Source organism: Hymenobacter tenuis (assembly GCF_054780495.1).
The window spans coordinates 1,704,054-1,726,693 of the sequence record NZ_BAAGWF010000001.1 but is presented as its reverse complement, the minus strand read 5'-3'; the positions used below and the strand labels follow the sequence as shown (position 1 = coordinate 1,726,693).

Sequence of the window (22,640 nt, the reverse complement as noted above, 5' to 3'; positions counted from 1 at the left end):
TTAGTGTTAAGGCTTTCAATGCGTCGAATCATAAAGGGAACTGACTGCTATTCAATAAAAGCAGTATGAAGCGATATACTTGCTTTATATGCGCATCCCAAATTCTCTACGTCCGAAAGGGATAGTTGAAATGGCCGGGAAACATTGGATAGCAAATGCTTTTTTTTAGCTCTTGTCCAGATGCGGGCTGTTTGAGAGTAATTGGATTAATGGGTACGTGTCGACTTACTGATGTATGTAGTCGAATAGGTTGTAAGGTTAGATTCCGCAAAGAACAAGAAAATATACCCCATAATAGCAGCACAACAACCCAAGCGCCATACGTTACCCATTTCATTAGCAATTGAAATGCATGAGCCCGAGGAGCAGGCGACGCATTGACTTCACCTACTTGATAAGTAGGAAATAGTGAAGCTATTTGTGTTGAATCCAACCGGTGAGCATATACCTGGTGCAGCAGTTGTCTATCAGAAACCAATGCAGCAATGCTAGGTCGGTTGTGTTTGGCGAGCAGTGCAGAATCAGGCTCCAGATTGGAGTCATAATAATGCCAAGAGCCGTTATGATGGGCTTCAAGGGCAAAATGGCCTCCAACTTCCTTCGGCCCTAAAAATCCAACTTTGCGAACCTGATAGCCCTTTCGCCGCAAAACTGCCATACACACAATTGACTGCTGGCTACAGGCCGCTTGAGCATGACGAAGTATTTCATCTGGCAGTACAATGGCATGTAAGTCGGTTATTGTAACCTTTGCTACTAGCGAAGCGAGTTGGATATCATGTGGTCCGAAGTAGGAGTAGCCATGATGAAACCGACGGCGTAATACGCTGCTCAGAAGTGTTGGAAAAGTCGAAGAATCTCTGTGAGCAGCGTCGACGGATGCAGTTAAACTGTCTGTGTAGGCGATTACTTTATCAACGGAAGTGAGGTCTCCAAGCCTAGGATCGTAAAGTTCATCCCTTCCGGAGAGTGCAAACTCTTTGGCCAGTGCTTCCACGGTTGGATGAGGCGGTGCGGCTAACTGATCAAAGAAAAAGTAGAAGCTGATTAGAAAGAAGTAAGCAAATGCAACATGGATGTAGCCTACTTGACGCTTTTTAATAAGGGAAAGTAGTAGGCTGGACAACAGTCGCATACAACACAGATTTTAATGAGCACCAACAGCCTTGTTCCTCTACACAGAAAATCTATCAACTCAACCAGTTTTTTACAAAGATAGTCAAATATTTAGAATCCAAAATGCTTGCTTTTACGTACTTGGGCCCCGCACGCATTTTCACCAACTCTTATTAGTCTTCACAAACAGCATTTTATGCTGAAATTTAAAATGTAAAAATTGTGCATTTACAAAACCGTTTGATTCAGCAAGACCTGTCTGTATAATTGATAAAGACTAGTGGGCTTATTACATAATACGCTTTCTAAATCTTAAACTATTGCTTAAATGTCTACTTTAGAATATTGTCATATTTCAAGGTTGAAATGATTTTTTTTATGTATAGATAGATTGTATTATAAATGCAGTATCTCTGTTATAGATTACTTAGGTAGGTTTTTCCTAAGTCGTTATCATTCTCCAAGCTCAAATCTTAAGCAAAAGGTTCTAGTGCAGCCAAGAGCGACGTAATGGCTTGGTGCCAGTGCGTGTGCGACCAGCGTTGAGCGGAGGTGTGCTCATAGACGGCCTTGATGCGCATGGTCTCATGTACCAGCTGTAACAACTCCTCACGAGCCGGGAGCGGATGACCAGAGTGTAGCCCGGCCGGCCACCGTTCGGCGGGCCACTCCTGCAGGAAATATTCGGCTTGGTCGGCTATGCGAGCTAGCCGGGCCGGAGCGTATGGCTCGGAGAAATGAAGTCGGCGCGCCGCCCGATATAAGTCACGAAGTGCCGTCTGGGTAGTATCAGGAGAAGTGGACGGACCCCCAAGCCAACTGAATTTTGTTTTCATAGTGCCCACGTACGGGGGCAAAACGGACTTCGGATTTAGTAAATTGATTGAAAAAGTGCTACCGGCTAATAAAAACGCAAAAGTGAATTATTGCTTGAAAAAGCGGGTTTACAGCAAGTTTAGGCGGGTAGCTGGCGGGGCAATTCGGTGTCGTCGGGGAGGAGTTCAGCGCTGGAACCATGATCGGGGACCAAGCGCTTCCAGGTAGCTCGCTTGAGTTCATCGAGGCGCTGCAGGGTGTCCTGCACGGTAGCGTGCTCGCGAAGCTTGTCGAAAAGACCAGTTTTGTGACCTACTTTGATGAGCTGTTCCAGAACCAGGGGCAAAATCCAACCAACCACACTAGAGGCCAGTACCCCGCGCAAGCCTAAGCGCACCAATAGTCGCGCAGCCATACGCTCCAGCAGCAAGGTGCGGGCGGCAGGCATCGCTTTATTCGTCAGAAAATCGCGCACTAGCTGCATATTTCCCTTCTGTACCTCCGCCCGCAGTACGTCCTGTACCGATTCCAGTGCCGATTGGGCTGCTTTCCGAAACAGGCGACCGGTTTGCCAGGCGGCTAGGCCAGTGAGCTGGCCTGCCGTGCGCAGGAAGTGGGGCAGCAAAAAAATCTTTTTCATACTGCAAGAAACGGAAAAACGAAGCCTTGGGTGCCCAATTACGTACTAGCTCCAACGAATAGGCAAAGCCGCTGCTGCTGGCGCGAATAGGAACCTCCATATGAAGGCAATTACCATTACCCAGCCCGGTGGACCCGAAGTGCTGGAACTCCACCACGTAGCCCAGCCCACTCCGGCCGCACATGAGGTCCTAATTCGAGTGGCGGCGGCGGGTGTCAACCGGCCCGATGTGCTGCTGCGCCAGGGCAAGTACAGGGGAAGCGGGGATGTAACCGGCTTGGTGCCCGGACTAGAGGTAGCAGGCACCGTGGAGCTATGCGGGGCGGCCGTAAGCCGCTGGCAACCCGGCGACACCGTTTGTGCATTGTTGGCCCAGGGCGGCTATGCCGAGTACGCCGTGGCGGATGCGCGTCATTGCCTGCCCGTGCCCATTGGCTGGACCATGACCGAGGCTGCCAGCCTGCCCGAAACCGTGTTTACCGTGTGGCACAACGTGTTTCAGCGGGGCCAGCTGCTGCCCGGCGAAACCCTGCTGGTGCACGGCGGTAGTAGCGGCATAGGCGTAACGGCGGTTCAGCTGGCCCATGCCCTAGGCAGCCACGTGGCCGCAACCGCCGGCTCCGCCGAAAAATGCGCTGCCGTGAAAGCGCTAGGTGCCGACTGGAGTATAAACTACCGAGAGCAGGATTTTGAAGATGTGTTGGCAGCTGCGGGCGGGGTAGATGTGGTGCTGGATATGATTGGCGGCGACTACACCGCTAAAAACCTGCGGCTGCTGCGCGACGATGGGCGGCTGGTGTTCATTAATGCCATGCAGAGCGGAGCCGCTAACTTCAATGCTCTGGAGGTTATGTCAAGGCGCCTGACCATAACAGGCAGTACGCTGCGGCCTCGGTCGGCTGATTTTAAAGCCGCTTTGGCGGCCGAGGTGGAGCGCCATGTGTGGCCCTTGCTCAACAATAGAAAGGTGCGCGCCGTAGTGTATGCCACGCTGCCCCTAGCCAAAGCGGCGGAAGCTCACCGCCTGCTGGAAAGCAGCGCCCACATTGGCAAAATTGTTCTGACGTTACCGTAAGCAGCCTTGTGCCAAACGGCTGGCAAAGCACTCAAGGCTTGTTCATTGCTTTGATGGGTAATGGACGCTAGTGCCAGAGCGGTTTTGCTTACTATAGGTAGCTTGCTGACATTCTGTTCTTCCCTTATTTTCCTTTCTCTTCGATATGCGCACTGCTCTTCTTATTGGCGCCACTGGGCTAGTGGGCGACTTGTTGCTTCAGCAACTCCTGCTTGATTCGCGGTTCGACCGGCTCAAAGTGTTTGTTCGGCGCCCCACGGGCTATCAAAACCCCAAGCTGGAAGAACACGTGGTGGACTTCGACCAACCCGAGAGCTGGAGCAACCTGCTTACTGGCGACGTGCTCTTCTCCTCACTAGGCACCACGCTGCGCCAAGCCGGCAGTCAGGAGGCGCAATACAAAGTCGACCATACCTACCAGTATCGCACGGCGCAGGCAGCAGCTCGAAATGGCGTGCCCACCTACGTGCTCGTGTCCTCGGCCGGGGCCGATGCCGATTCTTTTGTGTTTTATAACCGCATGAAAGGAGAGCTGGAGCGGGATATTCAGCGGTTGCCATTCCGGCATATTCGTATTTTGCAGCCTGGCGTATTGGCCGGAAGCCGCCCAAAACCGAGGCTTGGCGAAAAAGTAGGCCTAGTGCTTTCGTCTTTAGTTGGGGCCGTGCCGCCGCTGCGCGCGTATCGCCCCGTGCATGCCCGAATTGTGGCGCAGGCCATGATCAATGCTGCCCTGGATGAAACGCCGGGCCTTAGCACCGATACACTGGATGGAGTTTTCCGGCGGGCCGGGCAAGCCGCTTAAGTGGTTGGTAGATTTTGAATAAAAAAGCCCGCTCAGCAGCGGGCTTTTTTGGGTTTAAACAGAAACTAGACCTAGGCTTTTTTCCATTTGATGGTGCAGCCAATAGCCTTTGTGGAGCTAACGCTGACGGGTTTGCCGGCGATGATGTCGGTCATGGCGTTTTCCAGATACCTGGTTTTCACCAGAGTAGCATCTTCCGAGTTATCATCGATGGCCCCAATATAGCTTACTACAAAGTCGGAGCCCTGGCGGGTGAGTACGTAAAGGTGGGGCGTGCGGGTAGCGCCGAAGGTTTTGGCTACTTGCTGGGCTTCATCCTGCAGGTAGGGAAAGGCGTATTTCTTGTCCTTGGCGCGCTTTTGCATTTCGGCAAAAGAGTCGCCAGGGGCTACGGCGGGGTCGTTGGGGTTAATGGCTACTACGGGGTAGCCCTTGCCGGCGTACTTTTGGTGCAGGGCCATAATACGGCTCTCGTAGGCTTTGGCGTACGGACAGGTATTGCACGTGAACACCACGATGTAGCCCTTGGCGGTCTTGTTATCGGCCAACGACACCAGCTTGCCATCAACATTCTTGAGCTTAAAGTCCGCAGCCTTGTCGCCGACCTGATAGCCAGCTACTGCATCTGACCGGAACAAAACAAAGCTGCTCAAAGCCAGCATAAGGCAGGAAGCCAGAAAAGGAAGGAGCTTTTTCATGTGAGCGAGGAAAACGTGAAGAATAAACAGAAAAACGTCGAATCATTCGGCAAGCCCTGTTGTGCCCGTTGGAATACTAGCGGGCTTGAGCTACCTAAGATACCTAGCAAAAACCGTTACAAAAGCATCCGCTGCCTAGCCTAACCGGAAGGGAGGTTGAACTGGTACCTTAGGAAGATTACGGCAGAAACGCTTGCACCTGCTTGTTGAGCTCAGCGGCCGTGAATTCCTGCTCGAAGGTGGCGCGTTTCTTCCGGGAGTTATTCAGCAAAAGCGTAAAGGGCAAGGCGCCGCTCCACTTGGCATCTATTTTATCAAGATAGGTATTTGGGTCGGTTTCGTTCAGCAGTACTACCTCTGATTTCAGCCCACGCTTGGTCACGAAGGGCTTCACCTTCTTGTCCAGCTGCGAGGCGTAGTCCATGCTAACTAGCAGCACCTTCACTTTCTGCTTGGCGTAGGTGGTCGAGAGCTGATCAAAGTGCGGCAGCTCTTTCACGCAGGGCGCGCACCACGTAGCCCAGAAGTTCACGATGTACGTTGTGTCGTTGGGTTGGCTCAGGCGCTTTTGTAGCTCCGGCAGCTTAATAACGGCTACCTGCTGGCCTTTACTAGGTAGGGCTAGCAGCAGAACCGCCGCCAGCGCAATGAATTTCAAGTAGTTCATGAAGTAGAAAAGCAGTAGTTGTGCTATAGACAGGCAATGGAACAGGAAGTTGCGGGAGCCATGGTGCCTAGTAACGCAACACCCATTCGGTTGATGTATTGCTCCCCGCATCCTAGCACTGGCACATATGTTGAGCACAAACCTTCCGTACCTTTGTTACTCCTCTGAAACACGCCTCCCCATCGGGTTATGAATAAACACTATTGCCCCAGCCTCACTGAATACAAGCGCCGCCTTAGCCGGGAAGTGAAAATCGGCGACCTGCCCATGGGTGGCCTTAACCCTATTCGGGTGCAGAGCATGACCACCGTGGATACGATGGACACCCTGGGCTCAGTAGAGCAAACGCTTCGTATGGTGGAGGCGGGCTGCGAGTATGTGCGCATCACGGCGCCTAGCGTGAAGGAGGCCCAAAACCTGCTGGAAATCAAGAAGGAGCTGCGCAAGCGTGGGTGCAATGTGCCGCTTATTGCCGACATCCACTTCACGCCCAACGCTGCCGAGCTAGCCGCTCGCATTGTAGAAAAAGTGCGCGTGAACCCCGGCAACTACGCTGATAAGAAGAAGTTCGACATCATCGAGTACACCGATGCTAGCTATCAGGATGAGGTAAACCGCATCCGGGAGCGGTTCCGCCCCCTGGTCCAGATCTGCAAGCAGTACGGCACGGCCATGCGCATCGGCACCAACCATGGCTCTTTGTCTGACCGGATTTTGTCGCGCTACGGCGATACGCCGCTGGGCATGGTGGAATCGGCGCTGGAGTTTCTGCGGCTGTGTGAGGAGGAAAATTACTACGATGTGGTGCTGAGCATGAAAGCCAGCAACACCCAGGTAATGGTGCAGGCCTACCGCCTGCTGGTGCAAAAGCTAGATGAAGAAGGCCTGCAGCCCTACCCGCTGCACCTAGGCGTTACGGAAGCCGGCGAGGCCGAAGACGGCCGCATCAAAAGCGCCGTGGGTATTGGCACGCTGCTGGAAGATGGCCTAGGCGACACCGTGCGCGTTTCGCTCACCGAAGCTCCCGAAGCCGAAGCGCCCGTGGCTAAAGCCCTCATTGACCGCTACACTACCCGTGCCGCCGACGCTAAGCCTATTGCGCCAGTGCTGGAAGTGCCTATCGACCCGTTTCAGTATCACCGCCGCATCACCCGCGAAGTGCTGAATTTGGGCGGCCAGAACGTGCCCCGCGTGATGGTAGACCTGTCGCGGGTGCCCGGCCTGGAGTACGCCGACCTGCGCGCAGCCGGCCACCTGTATTCCGCGTTCCTCGACAAGTTCCAGATGAACGACCTCGGGGCCGACTACGTGTACTCGGGCCAGCAACCCATTCCGTTCATGCTGCCCAACGGCCTGAAAGAGGTAGTAGATTACAATGCCTGGCTGGATGGTGGCAAGCGTCTCGAGCATTACCCGGTACTCACGCAGGCTGAATACGCCGCCGACGGCTCGCGCCACCCCGAGCTCAATTTCGTGTTTCATAACTTCGCCTCGCTCACGGCAACGGCGCTTCAGCAATTGCGCGAAGACGCCACGGCAGTTATCATTCTGTACACGGATAATGCCCACGCCATGCCGGAAATCCGGCGTGCGTTCTTCGAGCTGATGAACCACGGCGTAACTAATCCGGTCATCATCAACCGCCAATATCCGGAGCTGACGCCTGAGCAAACCCAGCTCTACGCCGCCACCGACGTTGGCGGTTTGCTCCTCGATGGCCTCGGCGACGGGGTAGTGCTGAGCACCGAGCTGCTACCTGAGCGCCCGAAAGCGGAGTGGCTCCAAACCCTTGATCAGCTTAACCAGCTCAGCTTTGGCATTCTGCAGGCGGCGCGCACGCGCATGTCCAAAACGGAGTACATCAGCTGCCCTAGCTGTGGGCGTACGTTGTTCGATCTGCAGGAAACCACTGCCATGATCCGCAAGCGCACCGACCACCTGAAGGGCGTGAAAATCGGGATTATGGGCTGCATCGTGAACGGACCTGGCGAAATGGCTGACGCCGACTACGGCTACGTGGGCGTGGGCAAAGGCAAAATTGCCCTCTACCGCGGCCAGGAAGTCATCAAGAAATCAGTGCCCGAGGAACAAGCCGTGGACCAACTCATCGAACTCATGCGCGAAGACGGCCGCTGGATTGAGAAGGAGGTGCTGGAAGAGCCGGTGGTAGGGTAGTCGGCATCAACATCAACAGAGCCAGCTGTATAAGCTGGCTCTGTTCTTATCATGTTAATTAATGTATGCTGGATTTCTATTTAATTCACGACAGCCAAAATTTGTCTAGTAAGAGACTGAAACTAGAGCACGTTGGAGGCATCGAGGATGAGTTGTTTTTCCAACTGCAAAAAGAGGGCATTATTGAGCCGTGGCTTGATTATTACGGCAAGTTTCGCTGGGGAAATGAAATTGTAGCGCGGATGTTGCTAAAGTTGCAACAACGATTACCATCGGCCCCTTTGCAAAAGGAGTGCAAATCCTTTATAACTATATTACACAAAGCAACTGATTTAAATAGTGGGCTTCTAGGCTATGGTGATTAGCGAAACATCAAATTGCTACGCTCTTATCACCTATATAAGTTCTTGTGTTTTTTATTGTTGCTTATGAAACAAGGCAGTGCATCGGGAATAACATCATTACATGATGCTGTTGCTGATCAGTTTAGGTTTGACGCTTCACGCAGCCGACTTGAGGTCATTATTTGGGAAAGTCATGAGAACAAGCCTATTGTATGGTCGCAGCTAATTATATCTGGTATAAGAAATAAAGAGCATATTCAGCAAGTTCAAGCCACAATAGACGCTATTCTAGAAAGAGAAAGACGCACTAGTTTAGGCTTTCGGATTGATGAATTTAGCCGTAGAAAGCAGCCTGCTTCTGAGTATGGGATTAGCTACATAGCCAATTTATCCATCGACCATTTTCTTCCGCTGAGAATAGAATTTGCAAAGTTTACACTTAGGGAATTGGATGAAAGTACATTTGCTACGCCAATGTATAATATTCGCCTGCTTTGTCCGACTCTACAGCAACAAAACTACGCGTAAAAGAAATCAGAATAACCCAGGTGATAGAAGATAGCTTAAATTAAGTTGTTACGGAATTATTCAAATGAACAAGCAGTAGGATTTATAGAGCAAGGCGATGACGGATAACAGATTCTTTAGTATACGCGTCTACTAAAGTGTCATTTTTAATTTAAAACATGCTCTCTAATGAGGTTCGCTTCTCTAATAGCCCATTTGTTCAGCTGAATATGCGCTATGATAAGGATGATTTGATTGGCATTTCCTACTTCAAAAGTAACTAGCCCACGCCAGTAGTATTCGATCTACCCATCAATATTTTTAATAATTAGAGCATGGTGACTTCTTCCAATACTACCAGTATAATAGGTGAAAAGTATTATGCTCCTTCCAACTCCTACATAAGTTATTTGTTGGTCTGGTAAAGTCTCATCAAAGTCTCATCAAAGTCGCATGAGCTGTTACACCGCTCGTTTAGATTGGTTATAGAAAAGTTGCCCCTGCAAGACAGCCTAAATAGTTTCGAACGTAAAGTGGAATACTATCAACTCTTGTATGTATCTGCAAATTAGCTATATAAGCTTCATTGAGCAAGTAAGTGAGCCTAGCATTTGTCAAGAGTGCAAACGTATCGATATTACAACGAGTGCCTGATTGCCGTGTTATACTATGGTTAGATATAACCTTTGCTGTATCTAAGTTTAGCTTATCGTTTTTTTGCTACACATTAGGAAACTAAGCACATTTAGAAATATGTTTTTTTAATTTTATATTATTATTAGCAATAATACATTTCAGTTCGATTTCACGTTTGTGAAAAAAAATAATTATATGTATGCATACAAACTATAGCAGATTCGAGAATGGTGTAGTCGCTAGCAGGTAGAATGTATAAGTCCTTGTATGCAAGCGTATTCCTTAGACTTGCGTAAGTGCGTGGCGCAGGCGCTGACCGAGCTAGGTGCTGGGCTGGTGTAGGTGGCAGCAGCTGTAAATCGGTTCGGTGGCCGCCTTGTCCGGTTGGGGTAGTCCGCCGCGGTGCCTGGACACGCAGGCGTAGGTGTGGCTGGTGGCCCAGGTGGGGCGGTAACCGGATGCGACATTGGCAGAACTGTGCGAGGCGCTACTGGCCCACACCGGGCAGCGCGTGAGCGTCGGGTTAGTCTAGGGCGCTTGGTAGATAAGCAGGGCCTGCGCCGCAAAAAAGCGTGCACGCCCGTGAGCGTGACGCAGAACGGGTGTGGGCGTCGCGGCGCCAACACGTCGAGGCCGTTGCTGGGTGAACAGATATGCACCGGTTTTACTTTCTAGATGAGACGGGCCTGCGCCTGGACTACCAGCAAGGACGTCAAAGCGTGGTTCAACTACCGTGGATACCATGTACACCGTTCGTGAATCCGCTATAAGCTCTAAAAACATCTGCGCCCTTTATACGTCTCCCTAGCTATGAAACTACGCGCAATAGTGACCGGGGCAACCGGCATGGTGGGAGAGGGCGTGCTGCACGAGTGTTTAAACCACCCAGAGGTGGAACAGGTGCTTTCTGTGAGTCGCAAGCCTAGCGGGATTACGCACCCGAAGCTGCGGGAAATTCTGCACAGTGACTTTCAAGATTTAGCACCAATTCAGGATCAGCTCTCGGGCTACAATGCCTGCTTTTTTTGTCTGGGCGTGTCGTCGGTGGGGATGCAGCAGCCCGAGTACCGGCGCCTGACTTACGAGCTCACGCTGCACTTCGCCCAAACGTTGCTGCCGCGCAACCCCGGCCTTACGTTCTGCTATGTTTCGGGCGCCGGCACCGATAGCACCGGGCACGGCCGCAGCATGTGGGCCCGCGTGAAGGGCCAGACGGAAAATGCATTACTAGAACTTGGCTTTGCGCAGGCGTATATGTTCCGGCCCGGTTTTATGAAAGCCACGCCCGGTCTGAAAAACGTACTGCCGTACTACAAGTATTTCAACTGGATGTATCCGGCGCTGCGCCGGTTCCTGCCTAAGTACGTCTCGACGTTGCAGGAACTGGGGCTGGCCATGATCAACGCCGCGCGCGTGGGCTACCCCCAGCACGTGCTGGAAGTGCCCGACATTGTGGCGCTGGCAAAAGCCTAGGCACAGCAAAGAGCGGAAGCCCCTCAGCAGGGTTCAGGGAATAGTAGGCTGGGGCTAGTTTTTCCGGCGCAATAATTCCGGGGTTTGGGTGCCTGAAAGGGCACACTGGGCGTATACTCTCTGGTTTGCTGCCTGATGTGGCCTAGCGGTAGGCAGACCGGAACCGATGAACAAACGCACACTGAACTTGGCAGAACTGGGCTTGCTAATGTATATGCTGCGGGGCGCGCCGGGTGCTGAGCCCCTGCTGGCGGCACTGCACACCGCAGAAGTGGCCGAGCTGCAGACGGGCGAAACCAGCAGTCTGCGCTTTCTTAGTCGAGAACCCAACCGGCGGTTAGGCGAGCGAATTGCCAGCACCCAGTTTCTGGATCTGGATGGGGTAGTGGTGCTCGTTTCGTTGTACCTGGATCAGGAAGGGAACCTGTATGAGCTCGATTGCTGGAAGGTAGATGATTCGCCTGTGCGCCGGATTCCGGCCTTCTAGCCCGCGTTGGTTACTTGCAGTTCTCCTTGCGGCGCGTATCAATGATGTGGGCAATTTTCCAGCCTTCGGTGAGCTTTACCAGCTGGAACGAGTTGTAGCCGCAGTGGCTGAAAGTGCTGCCGAGGTAGAACTCATATGGCGTCCAGACGCTGGCCAGGTTGGCATCAATCAGCACTTTATCGAAGGTGATGCGCTCATCCCACACCTCCTGGTGCGGGGTGCCCACGGCCTTCACAAATTCAGAGGGGTTTTCGGGACGCAGCTGCGTTTGTCCGTTGCGGGTGCTGAGGGTATGGAACACGGCACCCGGTGCGAGCGTGGAGCGCACCAGGGTGCTGTCGGCCTTGCGCATGCCTTCAAAAAACGTCTGGATGGTTTTCTTGACCGCCTCGGTTTCAGCAATGGGCTTTTGGGCGAGCAGGGGGGTAGTGGCCAGCAGCAAAGCCAGGAGTAGCAGGTATTTCATAGGGGTAGGAAGTTTGGTGAAGATATAGACACGACGGGGTGAGGCAGCGTTGCTGCTACCCTGGCTCTCTACTAGCCTGCCAATTCACTCAAACCAAAGGTAGCCGGCGGTGCTTGCTGCTGCACAGTAGCGGTAAAATTATGGCCTTACACGTGGCTGCCTGCTAGGTGAGCTATTTTTGCGCCGGCCTTCGAATGAAGAGGCCACGTTTCTTGTTCTGCCCCCATGAAAATCACCCGCACCTTCGACCTGCTTTCCCACCTAGTAAATACCTCGCCCCAGGCCGATTGCCTGGTGGAAAAGAAAGCCGGCCAGTGGCAGCCGCTCAGCACCACGCGGGTGCAGGAGCTCAGTGACCAAGTGAGCCTAGGGCTGCGGCAGCTTGGCATCGGGCGCGGCGACAAAGTGGCGATTATCTCAACAAACCGGCCCGAATGGATGGTGGCCGACTTTGGTATTGCCCAGCTCGGAGCCGTGAGCGTGCCCATGTACCCCACCATTACGGTGGAAGATTACCGCCATATTTTTCAGGATGCCGGCGTGCGCGTGGTGCTGGTGGAAGACAAAAAGCTGCTGGCGCGGGTGCAGCAAGCCGTGGCAGGGTTGGAGCAAGGGCCCGAGCACATCTTCACGTTTGATAAGCTCGACGGTGTACCGCACTTCTCAGAGCTGCTAGCCCTCGGCGTAGTCCATACCGCCGGCGAACTGGATGTCCTCAAGGCCGCCGTGCAGCCCGATGATCTGCTCACGCTCATCTATACCTCGGGCACCACCGGTCGGCCCAAAGGCGTAATGCTCAGTCACCGCAACATCCTGTATAACTGCGAAAACCTGACCGGATACTTGCCCTTGCCTCCCGGCCAGAAAGCCTTGAGTTTTCTGCCCCTGAGCCACATCTTCGAGCGTACGGCCACCTACCTGTATCTGCTGCTGGGGTTCAGCATCTGGTACGCCGAGGGCGTGGAGCGCATTGCCGACAACCTGCGTGAGGTGCAGCCCCAGGTGTTTACCACGGTACCGCGGTTGCTCGAAAAAATCTACGACAAGATTGTGGCCAAGGGCCAAGAGCTGACGGGGGCGAAGAAAAAGCTGTTCTTCTGGGCGCTGAACCTGGGCCTGCGCTACGACACGCAAAAAGACCAGGGTTTCTGGTATAACACCCAGTTGGCCCTCGCCAACAAGCTAGTGTTCAGTAAGTGGCGCGAGGCCATGGGCGGACAGGTGCACTACATTGTGAGCGGGGGCGGAGCCCTGCAACCGCGCCTAGCCCGCGTATTCTGGGCGGCAGGCATCCGGGTGATGGAAGGCTACGGCATGACGGAAACCTCGCCCGTAATTGCCGCCAGCCAGCCCGTAGCCGAAGGCAACTTTATTGGCGCCGTGGGCCCTGTGATTCCGGGTGTAGAAGTAAAACTGGCCCCCGACGGTGAAATCCTGACCCGCTCGCCCTCCGTGATGCAGGGCTACTACAACCGTCCTGACCTCACAGCCGAAGTAATTGATGCCGACGGCTGGATGCACACCGGGGATATTGGCCAGTTTGTGGAAGGCAAGTTTCTGAAAATCACGGACCGTAAAAAGGAGATGTTTAAAACCTCCAACGGCAAGTATGTAGCCCCACAGCCGCTGGAATCTAAGCTCTCGGAGTCGCCGCTGGTGGAGCAGGTGATGGTAGTGGGCGAGGGCGAAAAGTTTGCGGCCGCCTTGCTGGTGCCGGCTTTTGCGGAGCTGCGCGCCTGGGCCAAAAACCACAACTTGCCCACCGACCTTTCCGATGCAGCCCTGGCCGCTCACACGCAAGTACAGCAGCTGTATGAGCAGCTGGTACAGCAAACCAACGCCGCCTTTGCCCAATGGGAGCAAATCAAAAGAGTGGCCTTGCTTCACACTTCCTGGAGTGTAGAATCAGGGGAGCTGACGCCGACTATGAAGGTGAAACGCAAGATTATCAGCCAGAACAACCAGCAGCGCATAGAGTCGTTGTTTCGCTAGGGGCTAGTGAACAGCAAAGGCCCAAACCAGCCAAATTGGGATGGATATAGCAGGATGAATATCTTGCAGATTGTAAATCTTTCCGCCCGTTGGGGTGTTATCATAGCGTACCAGAAAGCACTCACATCATGCGCAAAGACCTGTTTAACTTCGGTCCGGCTCTCGGCTACTTTTTCCGCAAGTCTGATCCTACCCGCCACTCCAACTTCAACCTGCGCACCATGCACTTCATCAATAAGCTGAGCATGGCCATGTTCCTGGTGGGGTTTATTGTTCTGCTCTACCGCTGGTTCCTGCGCTAGGTACTAGCCTTGTTTATACAGAAGACCGTCATGCTCCTCTCTCCAGCATGGCGGTCTTTTTTGCTTTATAGCGTTACTTAGGGGCCATGAACATTGAAGACTTCCGCGACTATTGTTTGCTGAAAGCAGGCGTAACTGAAGAGACGCCCTTCGGCCCCGAAACCCTGGTGTTTAAGGTGGGCGGTAAAGTATTTGTCCTCACCGATATCGACACATTTGGCAGCATCAACCTCAAGTGCGACCCAGAGCGTGCCCAGGAGCTGCGCGAACAGCACGAGTACGTGTTGCCCGGCTACCACATGAATAAAAAGCATTGGAACACCGTACTCATTGGCACCGGAGCTACCGAGAATCAATTGCGTACCTGGATTGACCACTCATACGACCTAGTACGCGCCTCTCTGCCCAAAAAGCAGCGCGAAGAGCTTGCTGCCGCTGAACATACTGAAAGCGAATAAAAAGTAGGCTTTAGTTGTAACTATGATTGTTACAATGCTACCTTTGTCGTAGCAAAGCACCTAGTAAAATTCTTTCATGCCTTGCTTGCCTTCGCGCTATGCAGATTAGTAGTCGTTTTTCGGTGGCGGTGCATGTACTTTCCCTACTGGCTCTCCAGCAGGAAGACGACGTGCTGCTCACCTCAGAGCGCATGGCTGGCAGCGTGAACACCAACCCGGTTGTAATTAGGCGGCTGTTGGGTCAGCTCAAGAAAGCGGGGCTAGTAGAAGTACGACCTGCTTCCGGTGGCACCTTCCTGACGCGTACACCCGCCGCCATCACGCTGCTGGAGGTGTACCGCGCCGTGGAAGTAGTCGAAGAAGGTCAGCTGTTTAGTGTGCATGAGAAACCTAACCCTGCCTGCTTGGTGGGGCGTAACATCCAGACGGCCTTAGATGCTACCCTGCAACAGGCGCAAACGGCATTGGAGCAGGTGCTGGCGGGTGTAAGCCTACAACACGTAACTACTGATATTCTAACTCAGGCTAACGCACGTACCTAAATTTTTTTGCCCTGCATTGTAACCATTGTGGTTACAGCAGGTTGTTTTCACTTTTACTTTTAACACCATGAAAATTGCCCTCATTGGAGCCACCGGTTTTGTTGGCTCGAAAGTGCTCCGCGAAGCCCTAACCCGTGGCCACCACGTTACCGCCATTGTGCGTGACCCCAGCAAGCTTACGGAACACAATGAAAACCTGACGGTTGTAACCGGCAACGTGAACAACGTTGAGGAGTTAGCCCAGCAGCTACGTGGCCACGATGTAGTCATTAATTCATTCAATGCTGGCTGGACCAACCCCAACCTATACCACGACTTCCTGCAGGGCTCCCGCGACATTGAGGCTGCTACCCTTAAATCGGGCGTGAAGCGTCTGATTGCTATTGGGGGCGCCGGCAGCCTGTATATCAATGGGCAGCAGCTAGTAGATGGACCCCAGTTTCCAGCTGATATCAAGCCCGGCGCTACCGCCGCCCGCGACTATCTTAACGAGCTGAAAAAGAACGATATCCTAGACTGGACTTTCCTAAGCCCAGCCATTGAAATGCACCAAGGCATCAGTACGGGCCGCACCGGTCAGTACCGCTTAGGGCTGGAAAACCCAGTGTTCAACGAAGAGGGTCGTAGCATTCTTTCCGGCGAAGATCTAGCCGTAGTAATTCTAGATGAAGTAGAAGCGCCTAAGCATATCCGTCAGCGCTTTACTGCAGCGTACTAAGAAACTAGCAGCTAGTTCCCCTCCTCAGATGATTCCGCGCATCAAGCGGCGAGGGGTTAGGGGTGGTTGACTGGCCTAGAACGATATTAGCACTAGTAGCTGTTCGTCGATTGATTAATCACTCCAAATGCCTCCTTTCCAAGGAGGGTAGCTAGCCTGAGTTCTAAAATAGAAAAGGCCCGCCGGAATTATCCCGCGGGCCTTTTCTATGCACGTGTGGCCTAGGCCACTTACACTACTACGTTGACCATACGGCCGGGTACCACAATGATCTTTTTGGCTTCTTTGCCTTCGGCGTAACGGGCCAGAATATCCGTAGCACGCACAGCGGCTTCAATTTCAGCCGCAGTGGCGGTGGCCGGGAATTGCAGCTGCTCGCGCACCTTGCCGTTGATGGCTACCGGATAGTTCACCGTATCTTCTACCAGATATTCTTCCTTGAACTCAGGGTAGGCTGCTGAGCTGATGCTACCGGCCTCGTGGCCTAGCTTCTGCCACAGCTCCTCTGCCAGGTGCGGCGCGTACGGCGACACCAGCACCACCAGCGGCTCCAGAATAGAGCGGTTGTGCGTATTGAGGGCCGTTAGCTCGTTCACCGTAATCATCAGGGCACTGACGGTGGTATTAAACGAGAACTTCTCGATGTCCTCTTCCACCTTCCGGATGGCTTTATGCAGAGCCTTCAGTTCAGCGGGTTTTGGAGCTTCGTCAGTTACGGCGAAGTCGCCATCCTGGGGGTGGTAGAGGCGCCAGAGCTTCTTGAGGAAGCCCGCCACACCGCTCATGCCGTTGGTGTTCCAAGGCTTGAACTGCTCCAGCGGCCCCAAGAACATCTCGTATAAGCGTAGTGCATCTGCCCCAAATTTCTCGATGAGTACATCAGGGCTCACCACGTTGTACTTCGACTTCGACATCTTTTCAACTTCGACGCCGCATACATAGGTGCCGTTGTCTTCGAGGATAAACTCGGCCGTAGCATACTCTTCACGCCATTTCTTGTAGGCTTCCATGTCGAGTACATCGTTCTCTACAATGTTTACATCGACGTGCAAAGCAGTGGTTTCGTGCTGGTCTTTCTTTCCTGCCGTCACGAACGTGTTGGTGCCATTGATGCGGTACACGAAGTTCGAGCGACCCAAGATCATGCCTTGGTTGATGAGCTTTTGGAAGGGCTCATTGGCGGTTACTAGGCCTAGGTCTTTGAGAAAGAGGTGCCAGAAGCGGGAGTAGAGCAAGTGGCCCGTAGCGTGCTCTGCACCACCGAGATATAGGTCTACATTCTGCCAATATTGCTCAGCTTCCTGACCCACGAAACGCTCTTGGTTCTGTGGGTCCATGTAGCGCAGGTAGTACCACGAGGAGCCGGCCCAACCGGGCATGGTGCTCAGCTCGTAGTCGTACTGGCCTTTGTACTTCCAGTCTTTGGCACGGCCCAGGGGCGGCTCGCCGGTCTCAGTGGGCTTGTACTCATCAATTTCCGGGAGCACCAGCGGGAGGTCGGCTTCGGCCACGCCGTAGGCTACCCCATCTTTGTAGTAAATCGGAATCGGCTCACCCCAGTAGCGCTGACGACCAAAGATAGCGTCGCGGATGCGGAAATTGGTTTTGCCCTTACCGATGCCGCGCGTCTCCAACTCCTGAATCAGGCGTTGGGTGGCTTCTTTGTAGCCCAGGCCATTGATCAGCTCTGAGTTGATGTAGCGGCCTTCCTTGGTCGGATCGGCTTGCTCATCGATCTGCTGAGCATCCGTCACCTGCACAATGGGTAGGTTGAAGTGCTTGGCAAAGACGTAGTCGCGCTGGTCGCCGGAGGGTACGGCCATTACGGCGCCGGTGCCGTAGCCCGCCAGCACGTAGTCGGCAATCCAAATCTGGATAGGCTCGCCGCTAAACGGGTTGATACCAAAGCTACCCGTGAAAGCACCCGAAACCGTTTTAGTATCGGCCATCCGGTCGCGCTCCGAGCGGCGCTTGGTGGCATCAATGTACTCCTGAATGGTTTCCTGCTGCTTGGACGTGGTCAATTCTTTAACCAGCTCGTGCTCAGGTGCTAGCACCAAGAAAGTAGCACCGTAAATGGTGTCGACGCGGGTAGTGTAGACCTTTATTTGCGCGCTTTCATGGCCCTCCACCGAGAAGGTTACTTCGGCCCCGATGGACTTGCCAATCCAGTTGCGTTGCATTTCCTTCACGGCCTCAGGCCAGTCGATGGTATCGAGGCCCTGGAGGAGGCGGTCGGCGTAGGCGGTGATGCGCAGGTTCCACTGCGGCATTAACCGACGTTCCACGGGGAACCCACCGCGCTCAGAAAGGCCGTCTTTCACCTCGTCGTTGCTGAGCACCGTGCCGAGGCCGGCGCACCAGTTCACGTAGGTGTCTGACTGATAAGCCAGTCGGTAGGGGTGTACTGCCAATAAGCGCTGCTTCTCGCTCATCATCTGCCACTGGCCGGCCGTGAACTCATGGCGCTCTTCCTCGTCGCCGGCGGCGCGCACGCCCTGGCTACCATTCTCGGCAAACTTATCGAGGAGGGTTTTCAGGGGCTCAGCGCGGTCGGTGTCGAGGTTATACCAGCTATTGAACAGTTTCAGGAAAATCCACTGCGTCCACTTATAGTAGCTGGGGTCGGAGGTGCGCACTTCGCGGCTCCAATCGTAGCTAAAGCCCAGGGAATTAAGCTGTTCGATGTAGCGGGCAATGTTTTCGCGCGTGGTTTTCTCGGGGTGCTGGCCGGTCTGAATGGCGTATTGCTCAGCGGGGAGGCCAAACGAGTCGAAACCCATGGGGTGCAGCACGTTGAAGCCCTGTAGGCGCTTGTAGCGCGTTACAATATCGGAGGCAATGTAGCCGAGGGGGTGGCCTACGTGCAAGCCAGCGCCGCTGGGGTACGGGAACATGTCCAGCACGTAGTATTTGGGCTTCTCGGAGGCGTTATCAGCCTTGAAGGTATTGTGCTCTTTCCAGTGGGCTTGCCACTTTTTCTCGATATCCTGGGGATGGTAGCCGGGCATGGGCAGTCGGGGTACAGTTGTTCGGAACGGGCGAAATTACAGAAAAACAGGGGTGAGGCCGGGGTTTTTCTGTAGGGCTGTTGCATGGCACTGGTACTAGAGTGCCTTACCGTCCCAGGTTCCTAGGCTGCTTAGTACCCGAAACCGGGCAAATAGCTCCTCCCCGTACCACTTCTCCTGACGGGTAAGCTTAATAACCTCCTTGTGTTTCTCGTTACGGTAGGCATAATCCTGCATGGCCTGCGCCGAGTCCCAGAGGCTGACCGTAGCCTGCCGAATTACGGGCAGTTCACCTAACCCAATAGCGGCCCGTACCCCCGGAGCCTGTGCTACCGTGGCGCTGGTAGGGGCCACGTAGCGCCAGAAACGCGGCGTTTTCTGCCACCGGATAGAGGCGCGGGTAAGCACGAGCATTGGCCCGTCGGCTTTACTGCCCTCGCAGGGGTAGTCGTAGGGGTTCACGCCATCCCACAGACCATGCGACTTAACAGGGGCTAGCTCGGCCGTCCAGATTTCGGAGGTGCGTTGCTGGTATTGCTGCCACAAGGGGTGCTGCGCAAAGAACTCAGCTGCGGCCCCTTCTGACTCCCACACCGCCATAAAGCCATAGCGCCGCAGGTTAGGCAGCGCCCCGAAACCACCCGCGCCGCTACCTAGCAGTTTTTGAAACCGCAGGCCGGCTACCCGTTGCAAGGGCCGCTGGGCGGCGCCCATTTGTGCAAAGCCCCAACGCTTCTGATCGGGCAATAAGGTTAGAATGGAAAGGGTGGTGAGTGCCAAAGGAGCTAAGGAAGGATGGGGTGCAAAGGTTATGCTTATATCCACAAAAAAGGGCCGGATGTTTTCCGGCCCTTTTTAATATTTCCTTTCCGGATGCTTAGCTAGGGTTCACCTTCGCATGCTCATCACCGGTGGGCTGGTACCGCTCGCCGGTTGCTACAGCCTTCACGTAGCCGAAAGCCCGCACCAGCACATTGCTCGGCTGGTCCCAATACTCGCCACGGTCGATGTTGATTTTCAGCAGCGCAATGTTGGGATCTTCCTGGCCTTTTGGGAACCAAGCGCGCAGGCCTTCCGACCACAGCTCCTTGATTTTGCTCTGGTCAGTGACAACCGTAGCAGTACCCGAAATGGATACATACAGGTTGTCATCAGGCTTAGAGTAGCCCAGGTTTACGTGCTGATCTTTGCGCACCTCGAAAATCTTGGCCGAATCTTTCTCGGTAAAAAACCACAGCGTGCCGTCCTGCTCAGGCTTTTGGGTATACATCGGGCGGCTATGCAGGCCACCTTCCGTATCGGCGGTGGTTAGCATGGCAATCTTAATATCCTTGATTCTATCAATCAGCTTAGTCACATCGTGACTTTCGGCAACATGCTCAGCCATTATCGTCGGGTTTTGGTGGTAGTAAGAATGGTTCAGAAAATACGGCTGGTCGGCCGGAAGGTTCAGCTCGGTGTTTTCGCAGTACCTTCCGGCACTATGAATTTTCTTGCTCACTTGCTGCTTTCCGGCTCGCCTGCCACCACTCCTGACTACGAGGATATCGTGGTGGGTAACTTTGCCGCTGAGGCTGTGCGCGGCCGTGCCGGCCTGCTGATATACCCACCTGCCGTGCAGCGCGGTATCCGGCTGCACCGCTTTATCGACAGCTTTACCGACGCGCATCCCCTCGTACGCCGCAGCACCGCCCGCCTGCGCGAAGCAGGGTTGGGCAAGTGGGCAGGGGTAGTAGCCGACGTGGCCTACGACCACCTGCTGGCCCGCGACTTTGCCCACTACCACGACAACCCCTCTGAACCGCTACCGGCCTTTGCCCAACGCCTATACACCCTACTGCACGCCCGCCGCCACGAACTGCCCGAGCGCCTGCGGGAAATGCTGCACTACATGCGCCAAGGTGACTGGCTGACGGGGTATGCACAAGCGGCTGGGCTGGAGCGGGCCCTGCTAGGTCTGTCTCGGCGCGTACCTGCGGCGGCCATCCTGAGCACCGGCGCGGCAGCATTTCTGGCGGAGCTGCCAGCCTATGAAGCCGATTTCCGGGAGTTTTGGCCGGAGCTTCGAGCGGCGGTGGAGGTTAGTATATAGCAAATGATTCTTGGGCTCGTGCTTAGAATGAACTGAGTTTTTGAAACAAGAAAGGCGTGGAAAATTATCCCACGCCTTTCTTGTTTTGATAAAATACGCCTTACAAAAGCTCGATTGCTGTAATCTCGCGGAGTTTGAGGTATTGTTTTTTTTCGGGTTGGAAAATTTCAACCTCCTGCCAGCTGATCCGAACTGGGCGGCCTTGGAGTGTTGTCAGCTTAGGTAACAATTCATCTGCTCCCTGGAAGCGGCTTAGCCAAGCAAATTCAGCATTTTCTGATTTGCTAATGGCCAGTTGTAGCATGCCCAAGCCTGTGCCTTTTAGTGCACCTAGTTTGCCAGTTGATTTTCCGGTAGTAGATGCCGTAGATGCAGGGCCTTCAGAAACTAAAGAAGTCAGCGCCATAAATGCTGGGCAGTCCTGTAGTAGAATAGCACCTATTTCTACTCCTAAGTCATGCATAAGTTCTTCGTTGCCGAATGCGTCCTTGCCATAAAGGCGCTGAAAGGCTGTGACATCCTTGCCCAATGCAGGCGCAAAACTTTGTCCAATTAACTTGTTGTACTGCTCGCGGGTAAGCGAAGTAGGCTTCTCAGCCATGGTTTTTTCGAGAGAAACACAAACTGAACTGGCCAGTTTTGCTTTCAATTCTTCCTTGGTTTGTTGCGCATGACCGCGGCCCGCAAACAGAAGGGTTGCACACATAAAAGTGAGCGATGCACGAAGAAGCATAGTTCTGCTAAATCAAAAAATAGATAATGCCGCAAAGCTAGTTGTATTTACTCCGCTATTAGGCTGTTATAGTCCCGTTTTATTGAAAGCAGAGGACTAATATATCAGCCCGTATTTCCTGCTATGCTAGCGGGTTCTTACAAGCTAAGACTTACTCCGAAGGCCAAACAAAGAATTATAAGAGTAAAAATATAATTAGTTATATGATTATAAATAGGAATAAAACACAAAAACGGGACCCTAAGGCCCCGTTTTTACTACTTGAGAGCTAGGTAAGACCTAGTGCTGATGGCCGCCTTCGCCGTGCACGTGGCCGTGGTCGAGCTCCTCGCGGGTAGCATCGCGCACGGCGGCTACTTTGCCATCGAAATGCATGACCATACCGGCTAGGGGGTGGTTGAAGTCCATCTTCACCGAGTCGGCTCCGATTTCAACTACTTTGCCCTGCATGTGGTGGCCTTGGTTGTCGGCCATGGGAAGGAAGTTGCCTTCCTGTAGCATTTCGCTGTCAATTTGCCCGTCGATTTCAAACACATTCTTCGGAATGTCGACTACGGCTTGCTGGTCGTACTCGCCGTAGGCTTGCTCGGGCGTGAGCGAGAAGGTGAACGTGTCGCCGGCTTGCTTGCCATCGAGCTGACGCTCAAACTCTTCGGGCAAACCGCTCTGGCCGAACAGAAATACCATCGGCGCATCTTCCTCGGCCGATTCCACGAGGACTTTCTCTTGATTTTCGTCGGTTACGCTCAGGTCGTAGGTGATGGTAACGACTTTGTTTTCGCTGATTTGGGCCATACTTCGGGGTGGACGATGGCGTCCGGGGCTGGAAGTGGAGAATTGGGTTTCGTTAGGCTAGTTACGGAAATAGGGCGGATTTGTCGGTGTGG

Annotated in this window: 24 protein-coding genes; 13 read left to right on the top strand and 11 right to left on the bottom strand. The window is 53.6% G+C overall.

Translation table 11 applies throughout. From position 1 onward, the window contains the following. Window positions 1-106: 106 nt before the first annotated feature. The 3 genes from ACYVGU_RS07535 to ACYVGU_RS07525 form a co-directional block, all read right to left on the bottom strand. Complete coding sequence (locus ACYVGU_RS07535; protein WP_460621542.1) at window positions 107-1,135, bottom strand: hypothetical protein; 1,029 nt, start codon at window positions 1,133-1,135, stop codon at window positions 107-109. A 454-nt stretch (window positions 1,136-1,589) separates the two neighbouring features. Next, complete coding sequence (locus tag ACYVGU_RS07530) at window positions 1,590-1,952, bottom strand: hypothetical protein (protein ID WP_460621541.1); 363 nt, start codon at window positions 1,950-1,952, stop codon at window positions 1,590-1,592. A gap of 119 nt (window positions 1,953-2,071) precedes the next feature. Next, window positions 2,072-2,572 carry a hypothetical protein gene (locus ACYVGU_RS07525; RefSeq protein WP_460621540.1) on the bottom strand — a complete coding sequence of 167 codons (501 nt, stop codon included), beginning with the start codon at window positions 2,570-2,572 and terminating at the stop codon, window positions 2,072-2,074. A gap of 100 nt (window positions 2,573-2,672) precedes the next feature. Between ACYVGU_RS07525 and ACYVGU_RS07520 the strand changes: the two genes are divergently transcribed. Together ACYVGU_RS07520 and ACYVGU_RS07515 are read left to right on the top strand one after the other, a co-directional pair. Continuing rightward, window positions 2,673-3,647, top strand: coding sequence for an NAD(P)H-quinone oxidoreductase (locus tag ACYVGU_RS07520; RefSeq protein WP_460621539.1), 975 nt, complete (start codon window positions 2,673-2,675; stop codon window positions 3,645-3,647). Window positions 3,648-3,792: 145 nt separating this feature from the next. Beyond that, window positions 3,793-4,452 (top strand): Rossmann-fold NAD(P)-binding domain-containing protein, encoded by a 660-nt coding sequence (locus tag ACYVGU_RS07515; RefSeq protein WP_460621538.1) that lies wholly within the window; start codon window positions 3,793-3,795, stop codon window positions 4,450-4,452. A 71-nt stretch (window positions 4,453-4,523) separates the two neighbouring features. Here ACYVGU_RS07515 and ACYVGU_RS07510 read toward each other — a convergent pair whose 3' ends face one another. Continuing rightward, the gene (locus tag ACYVGU_RS07510) at window positions 4,524-5,150 is read right to left on the bottom strand and encodes a thioredoxin family protein (RefSeq protein WP_460621537.1); all 627 of its coding nucleotides are present in this window, start codon (window positions 5,148-5,150) and stop codon (window positions 4,524-4,526) included. A 178-nt stretch (window positions 5,151-5,328) separates the two neighbouring features. After that, a complete protein-coding gene (locus ACYVGU_RS07505; protein WP_460611706.1) occupies window positions 5,329-5,817 on the bottom strand; it encodes a TlpA disulfide reductase family protein in 489 nt (162 codons plus the stop codon). 189 nt (window positions 5,818-6,006) lie between these two features. Between ACYVGU_RS07505 and ispG the strand changes: the two genes are divergently transcribed. From ispG to ACYVGU_RS07480, 5 genes are all read left to right on the top strand, one after another. Then, complete coding sequence (gene ispG, locus ACYVGU_RS07500; protein ID WP_460621536.1) at window positions 6,007-7,992, top strand: (E)-4-hydroxy-3-methylbut-2-enyl-diphosphate synthase; 1,986 nt, start codon at window positions 6,007-6,009, stop codon at window positions 7,990-7,992. 65 nt (window positions 7,993-8,057) lie between these two features. Continuing rightward, window positions 8,058-8,357, top strand: coding sequence for a hypothetical protein (locus ACYVGU_RS07495; protein WP_460621535.1), 300 nt, complete (start codon window positions 8,058-8,060; stop codon window positions 8,355-8,357). Between the two features lie 63 nt (window positions 8,358-8,420). Beyond that, entirely contained in the window at window positions 8,421-8,864 is a 444-nt protein-coding gene (locus tag ACYVGU_RS07490) for a hypothetical protein (RefSeq protein WP_460621534.1), read from the top strand. Window positions 8,865-10,289: 1,425 nt separating this feature from the next. Beyond that, window positions 10,290-10,952: a Rossmann-fold NAD(P)-binding domain-containing protein gene (locus ACYVGU_RS07485; RefSeq protein ID WP_460621533.1), complete on the top strand. Its 663-nt coding sequence runs from the start codon at window positions 10,290-10,292 to the stop codon at window positions 10,950-10,952. Window positions 10,953-11,118: 166 nt separating this feature from the next. Then, complete coding sequence (locus ACYVGU_RS07480; RefSeq protein WP_460621532.1) at window positions 11,119-11,439, top strand: DUF6984 family protein; 321 nt, start codon at window positions 11,119-11,121, stop codon at window positions 11,437-11,439. Window positions 11,440-11,449: 10 nt separating this feature from the next. Here ACYVGU_RS07480 and ACYVGU_RS07475 read toward each other — a convergent pair whose 3' ends face one another. Then, window positions 11,450-11,905, bottom strand: a complete 456-nt coding sequence (locus ACYVGU_RS07475; RefSeq protein ID WP_460621531.1) for a hypothetical protein — start codon at window positions 11,903-11,905, stop codon at window positions 11,450-11,452. Window positions 11,906-12,130: 225 nt separating this feature from the next. Between ACYVGU_RS07475 and ACYVGU_RS07470 the strand changes: the two genes are divergently transcribed. The 5 genes from ACYVGU_RS07470 to ACYVGU_RS07450 all read left to right on the top strand — a co-directional run bounded on the left by ACYVGU_RS07470 (window position 12,131) and on the right by ACYVGU_RS07450 (window position 15,917). Next, window positions 12,131-13,897: an AMP-dependent synthetase/ligase gene (locus tag ACYVGU_RS07470; RefSeq protein WP_460621530.1), complete on the top strand. Its 1,767-nt coding sequence runs from the start codon at window positions 12,131-12,133 to the stop codon at window positions 13,895-13,897. 128 nt (window positions 13,898-14,025) lie between these two features. Continuing rightward, entirely contained in the window at window positions 14,026-14,199 is a 174-nt protein-coding gene (locus ACYVGU_RS07465) for a DUF6728 family protein (RefSeq protein ID WP_460611713.1), read from the top strand. Window positions 14,200-14,285: 86 nt separating this feature from the next. After that, the gene (locus ACYVGU_RS07460; RefSeq protein ID WP_460621529.1) at window positions 14,286-14,657 is read left to right on the top strand and encodes an MmcQ/YjbR family DNA-binding protein; all 372 of its coding nucleotides are present in this window, start codon (window positions 14,286-14,288) and stop codon (window positions 14,655-14,657) included. A gap of 98 nt (window positions 14,658-14,755) precedes the next feature. Then, window positions 14,756-15,199, top strand: a complete 444-nt coding sequence (locus tag ACYVGU_RS07455) for an Rrf2 family transcriptional regulator (RefSeq protein ID WP_460621528.1) — start codon at window positions 14,756-14,758, stop codon at window positions 15,197-15,199. 67 nt (window positions 15,200-15,266) lie between these two features. After that, window positions 15,267-15,917, top strand: a complete 651-nt coding sequence (locus tag ACYVGU_RS07450; protein ID WP_460611716.1) for an NAD(P)-dependent oxidoreductase — start codon at window positions 15,267-15,269, stop codon at window positions 15,915-15,917. Between the two features lie 230 nt (window positions 15,918-16,147). Here the strand turns inward: ACYVGU_RS07450 and leuS are convergent, their stop codons facing one another. From leuS to ACYVGU_RS07435, 3 genes are all read right to left on the bottom strand, one after another. Beyond that, complete coding sequence (leuS, locus tag ACYVGU_RS07445) at window positions 16,148-18,928, bottom strand: leucine--tRNA ligase (protein WP_460621527.1); 2,781 nt, start codon at window positions 18,926-18,928, stop codon at window positions 16,148-16,150. Between the two features lie 96 nt (window positions 18,929-19,024). Continuing rightward, window positions 19,025-19,708 carry a spheroidene monooxygenase gene (locus ACYVGU_RS07440; RefSeq protein WP_460621526.1) on the bottom strand — a complete coding sequence of 228 codons (684 nt, stop codon included), beginning with the start codon at window positions 19,706-19,708 and terminating at the stop codon, window positions 19,025-19,027. A 97-nt stretch (window positions 19,709-19,805) separates the two neighbouring features. Continuing rightward, on the bottom strand, window positions 19,806-20,315 hold the full coding sequence (locus ACYVGU_RS07435; RefSeq protein ID WP_460621525.1) for a pyridoxamine 5'-phosphate oxidase family protein: 510 nt from the start codon (window positions 20,313-20,315) through the stop codon (window positions 19,806-19,808). A gap of 96 nt (window positions 20,316-20,411) precedes the next feature. Here ACYVGU_RS07435 and ACYVGU_RS07430 point away from each other — a divergent pair, with 96 nt between their 5' ends. Further along, window positions 20,412-21,020, top strand: coding sequence for an acyl carrier protein phosphodiesterase (locus ACYVGU_RS07430; protein WP_460621524.1), 609 nt, complete (start codon window positions 20,412-20,414; stop codon window positions 21,018-21,020). Between the two features lie 100 nt (window positions 21,021-21,120). On the opposite strand, the gene ACYVGU_RS07425 is transcribed toward ACYVGU_RS07430, so the two are convergent. After that, window positions 21,121-21,753, bottom strand: a complete 633-nt coding sequence (locus ACYVGU_RS07425) for a hypothetical protein (protein ID WP_460621523.1) — start codon at window positions 21,751-21,753, stop codon at window positions 21,121-21,123. A gap of 279 nt (window positions 21,754-22,032) precedes the next feature. Next, window positions 22,033-22,548 carry an FKBP-type peptidyl-prolyl cis-trans isomerase gene (locus ACYVGU_RS07420; RefSeq protein ID WP_460611722.1) on the bottom strand — a complete coding sequence of 172 codons (516 nt, stop codon included), beginning with the start codon at window positions 22,546-22,548 and terminating at the stop codon, window positions 22,033-22,035. Window positions 22,549-22,640: the final 92 nt, after the last annotated feature.

What these genes read in the sequence shown, in the direction of transcription:
- ACYVGU_RS07510 (WP_460621537.1), bottom strand. Translation starts at nt 5,150, where the DNA reads ATGAAAAAGCTCCTTCCTTTTCTGGCTTCCTGCCTTATGCTGGCTTTG.
- ACYVGU_RS07450 (WP_460611716.1), top strand. Translation starts at nt 15,267, where the DNA reads ATGAAAATTGCCCTCATTGGAGCCACCGGTTTTGTTGGCTCGAAAGTG.
- ACYVGU_RS07485 (WP_460621533.1), top strand. Translation starts at nt 10,290, where the DNA reads ATGAAACTACGCGCAATAGTGACCGGGGCAACCGGCATGGTGGGAGAG.
- ispG (WP_460621536.1), top strand. Translation starts at nt 6,007, where the DNA reads ATGAATAAACACTATTGCCCCAGCCTCACTGAATACAAGCGCCGCCTT.
- leuS (WP_460621527.1), bottom strand. Translation starts at nt 18,928, where the DNA reads ATGCCCGGCTACCATCCCCAGGATATCGAGAAAAAGTGGCAAGCCCAC.
- ACYVGU_RS07530 (WP_460621541.1), bottom strand. Translation starts at nt 1,952, where the DNA reads ATGAAAACAAAATTCAGTTGGCTTGGGGGTCCGTCCACTTCTCCTGAT.
- ACYVGU_RS07425 (WP_460621523.1), bottom strand. Translation starts at nt 21,753, where the DNA reads ATGCTTCTTCGTGCATCGCTCACTTTTATGTGTGCAACCCTTCTGTTT.
- ACYVGU_RS07475 (WP_460621531.1), bottom strand. Translation starts at nt 11,905, where the DNA reads ATGAAATACCTGCTACTCCTGGCTTTGCTGCTGGCCACTACCCCCCTG.
- ACYVGU_RS07465 (WP_460611713.1), top strand. Translation starts at nt 14,026, where the DNA reads ATGCGCAAAGACCTGTTTAACTTCGGTCCGGCTCTCGGCTACTTTTTC.
- ACYVGU_RS07455 (WP_460621528.1), top strand. Translation starts at nt 14,756, where the DNA reads ATGCAGATTAGTAGTCGTTTTTCGGTGGCGGTGCATGTACTTTCCCTA.
- ACYVGU_RS07460 (WP_460621529.1), top strand. Translation starts at nt 14,286, where the DNA reads ATGAACATTGAAGACTTCCGCGACTATTGTTTGCTGAAAGCAGGCGTA.
- ACYVGU_RS07505 (WP_460611706.1), bottom strand. Translation starts at nt 5,817, where the DNA reads ATGAACTACTTGAAATTCATTGCGCTGGCGGCGGTTCTGCTGCTAGCC.
- ACYVGU_RS07515 (WP_460621538.1), top strand. Translation starts at nt 3,793, where the DNA reads ATGCGCACTGCTCTTCTTATTGGCGCCACTGGGCTAGTGGGCGACTTG.
- ACYVGU_RS07435 (WP_460621525.1), bottom strand. Translation starts at nt 20,315, where the DNA reads ATGGCTGAGCATGTTGCCGAAAGTCACGATGTGACTAAGCTGATTGAT.
- ACYVGU_RS07525 (WP_460621540.1), bottom strand. Translation starts at nt 2,572, where the DNA reads ATGAAAAAGATTTTTTTGCTGCCCCACTTCCTGCGCACGGCAGGCCAG.
- ACYVGU_RS07490 (WP_460621534.1), top strand. Translation starts at nt 8,421, where the DNA reads ATGAAACAAGGCAGTGCATCGGGAATAACATCATTACATGATGCTGTT.
- ACYVGU_RS07480 (WP_460621532.1), top strand. Translation starts at nt 11,119, where the DNA reads ATGAACAAACGCACACTGAACTTGGCAGAACTGGGCTTGCTAATGTAT.
- ACYVGU_RS07535 (WP_460621542.1), bottom strand. Translation starts at nt 1,135, where the DNA reads ATGCGACTGTTGTCCAGCCTACTACTTTCCCTTATTAAAAAGCGTCAA.
- ACYVGU_RS07495 (WP_460621535.1), top strand. Translation starts at nt 8,058, where the DNA reads ATGCTGGATTTCTATTTAATTCACGACAGCCAAAATTTGTCTAGTAAG.
- ACYVGU_RS07420 (WP_460611722.1), bottom strand. Translation starts at nt 22,548, where the DNA reads ATGGCCCAAATCAGCGAAAACAAAGTCGTTACCATCACCTACGACCTG.
- ACYVGU_RS07470 (WP_460621530.1), top strand. Translation starts at nt 12,131, where the DNA reads ATGAAAATCACCCGCACCTTCGACCTGCTTTCCCACCTAGTAAATACC.
- ACYVGU_RS07520 (WP_460621539.1), top strand. Translation starts at nt 2,673, where the DNA reads ATGAAGGCAATTACCATTACCCAGCCCGGTGGACCCGAAGTGCTGGAA.
- ACYVGU_RS07430 (WP_460621524.1), top strand. Translation starts at nt 20,412, where the DNA reads ATGAATTTTCTTGCTCACTTGCTGCTTTCCGGCTCGCCTGCCACCACT.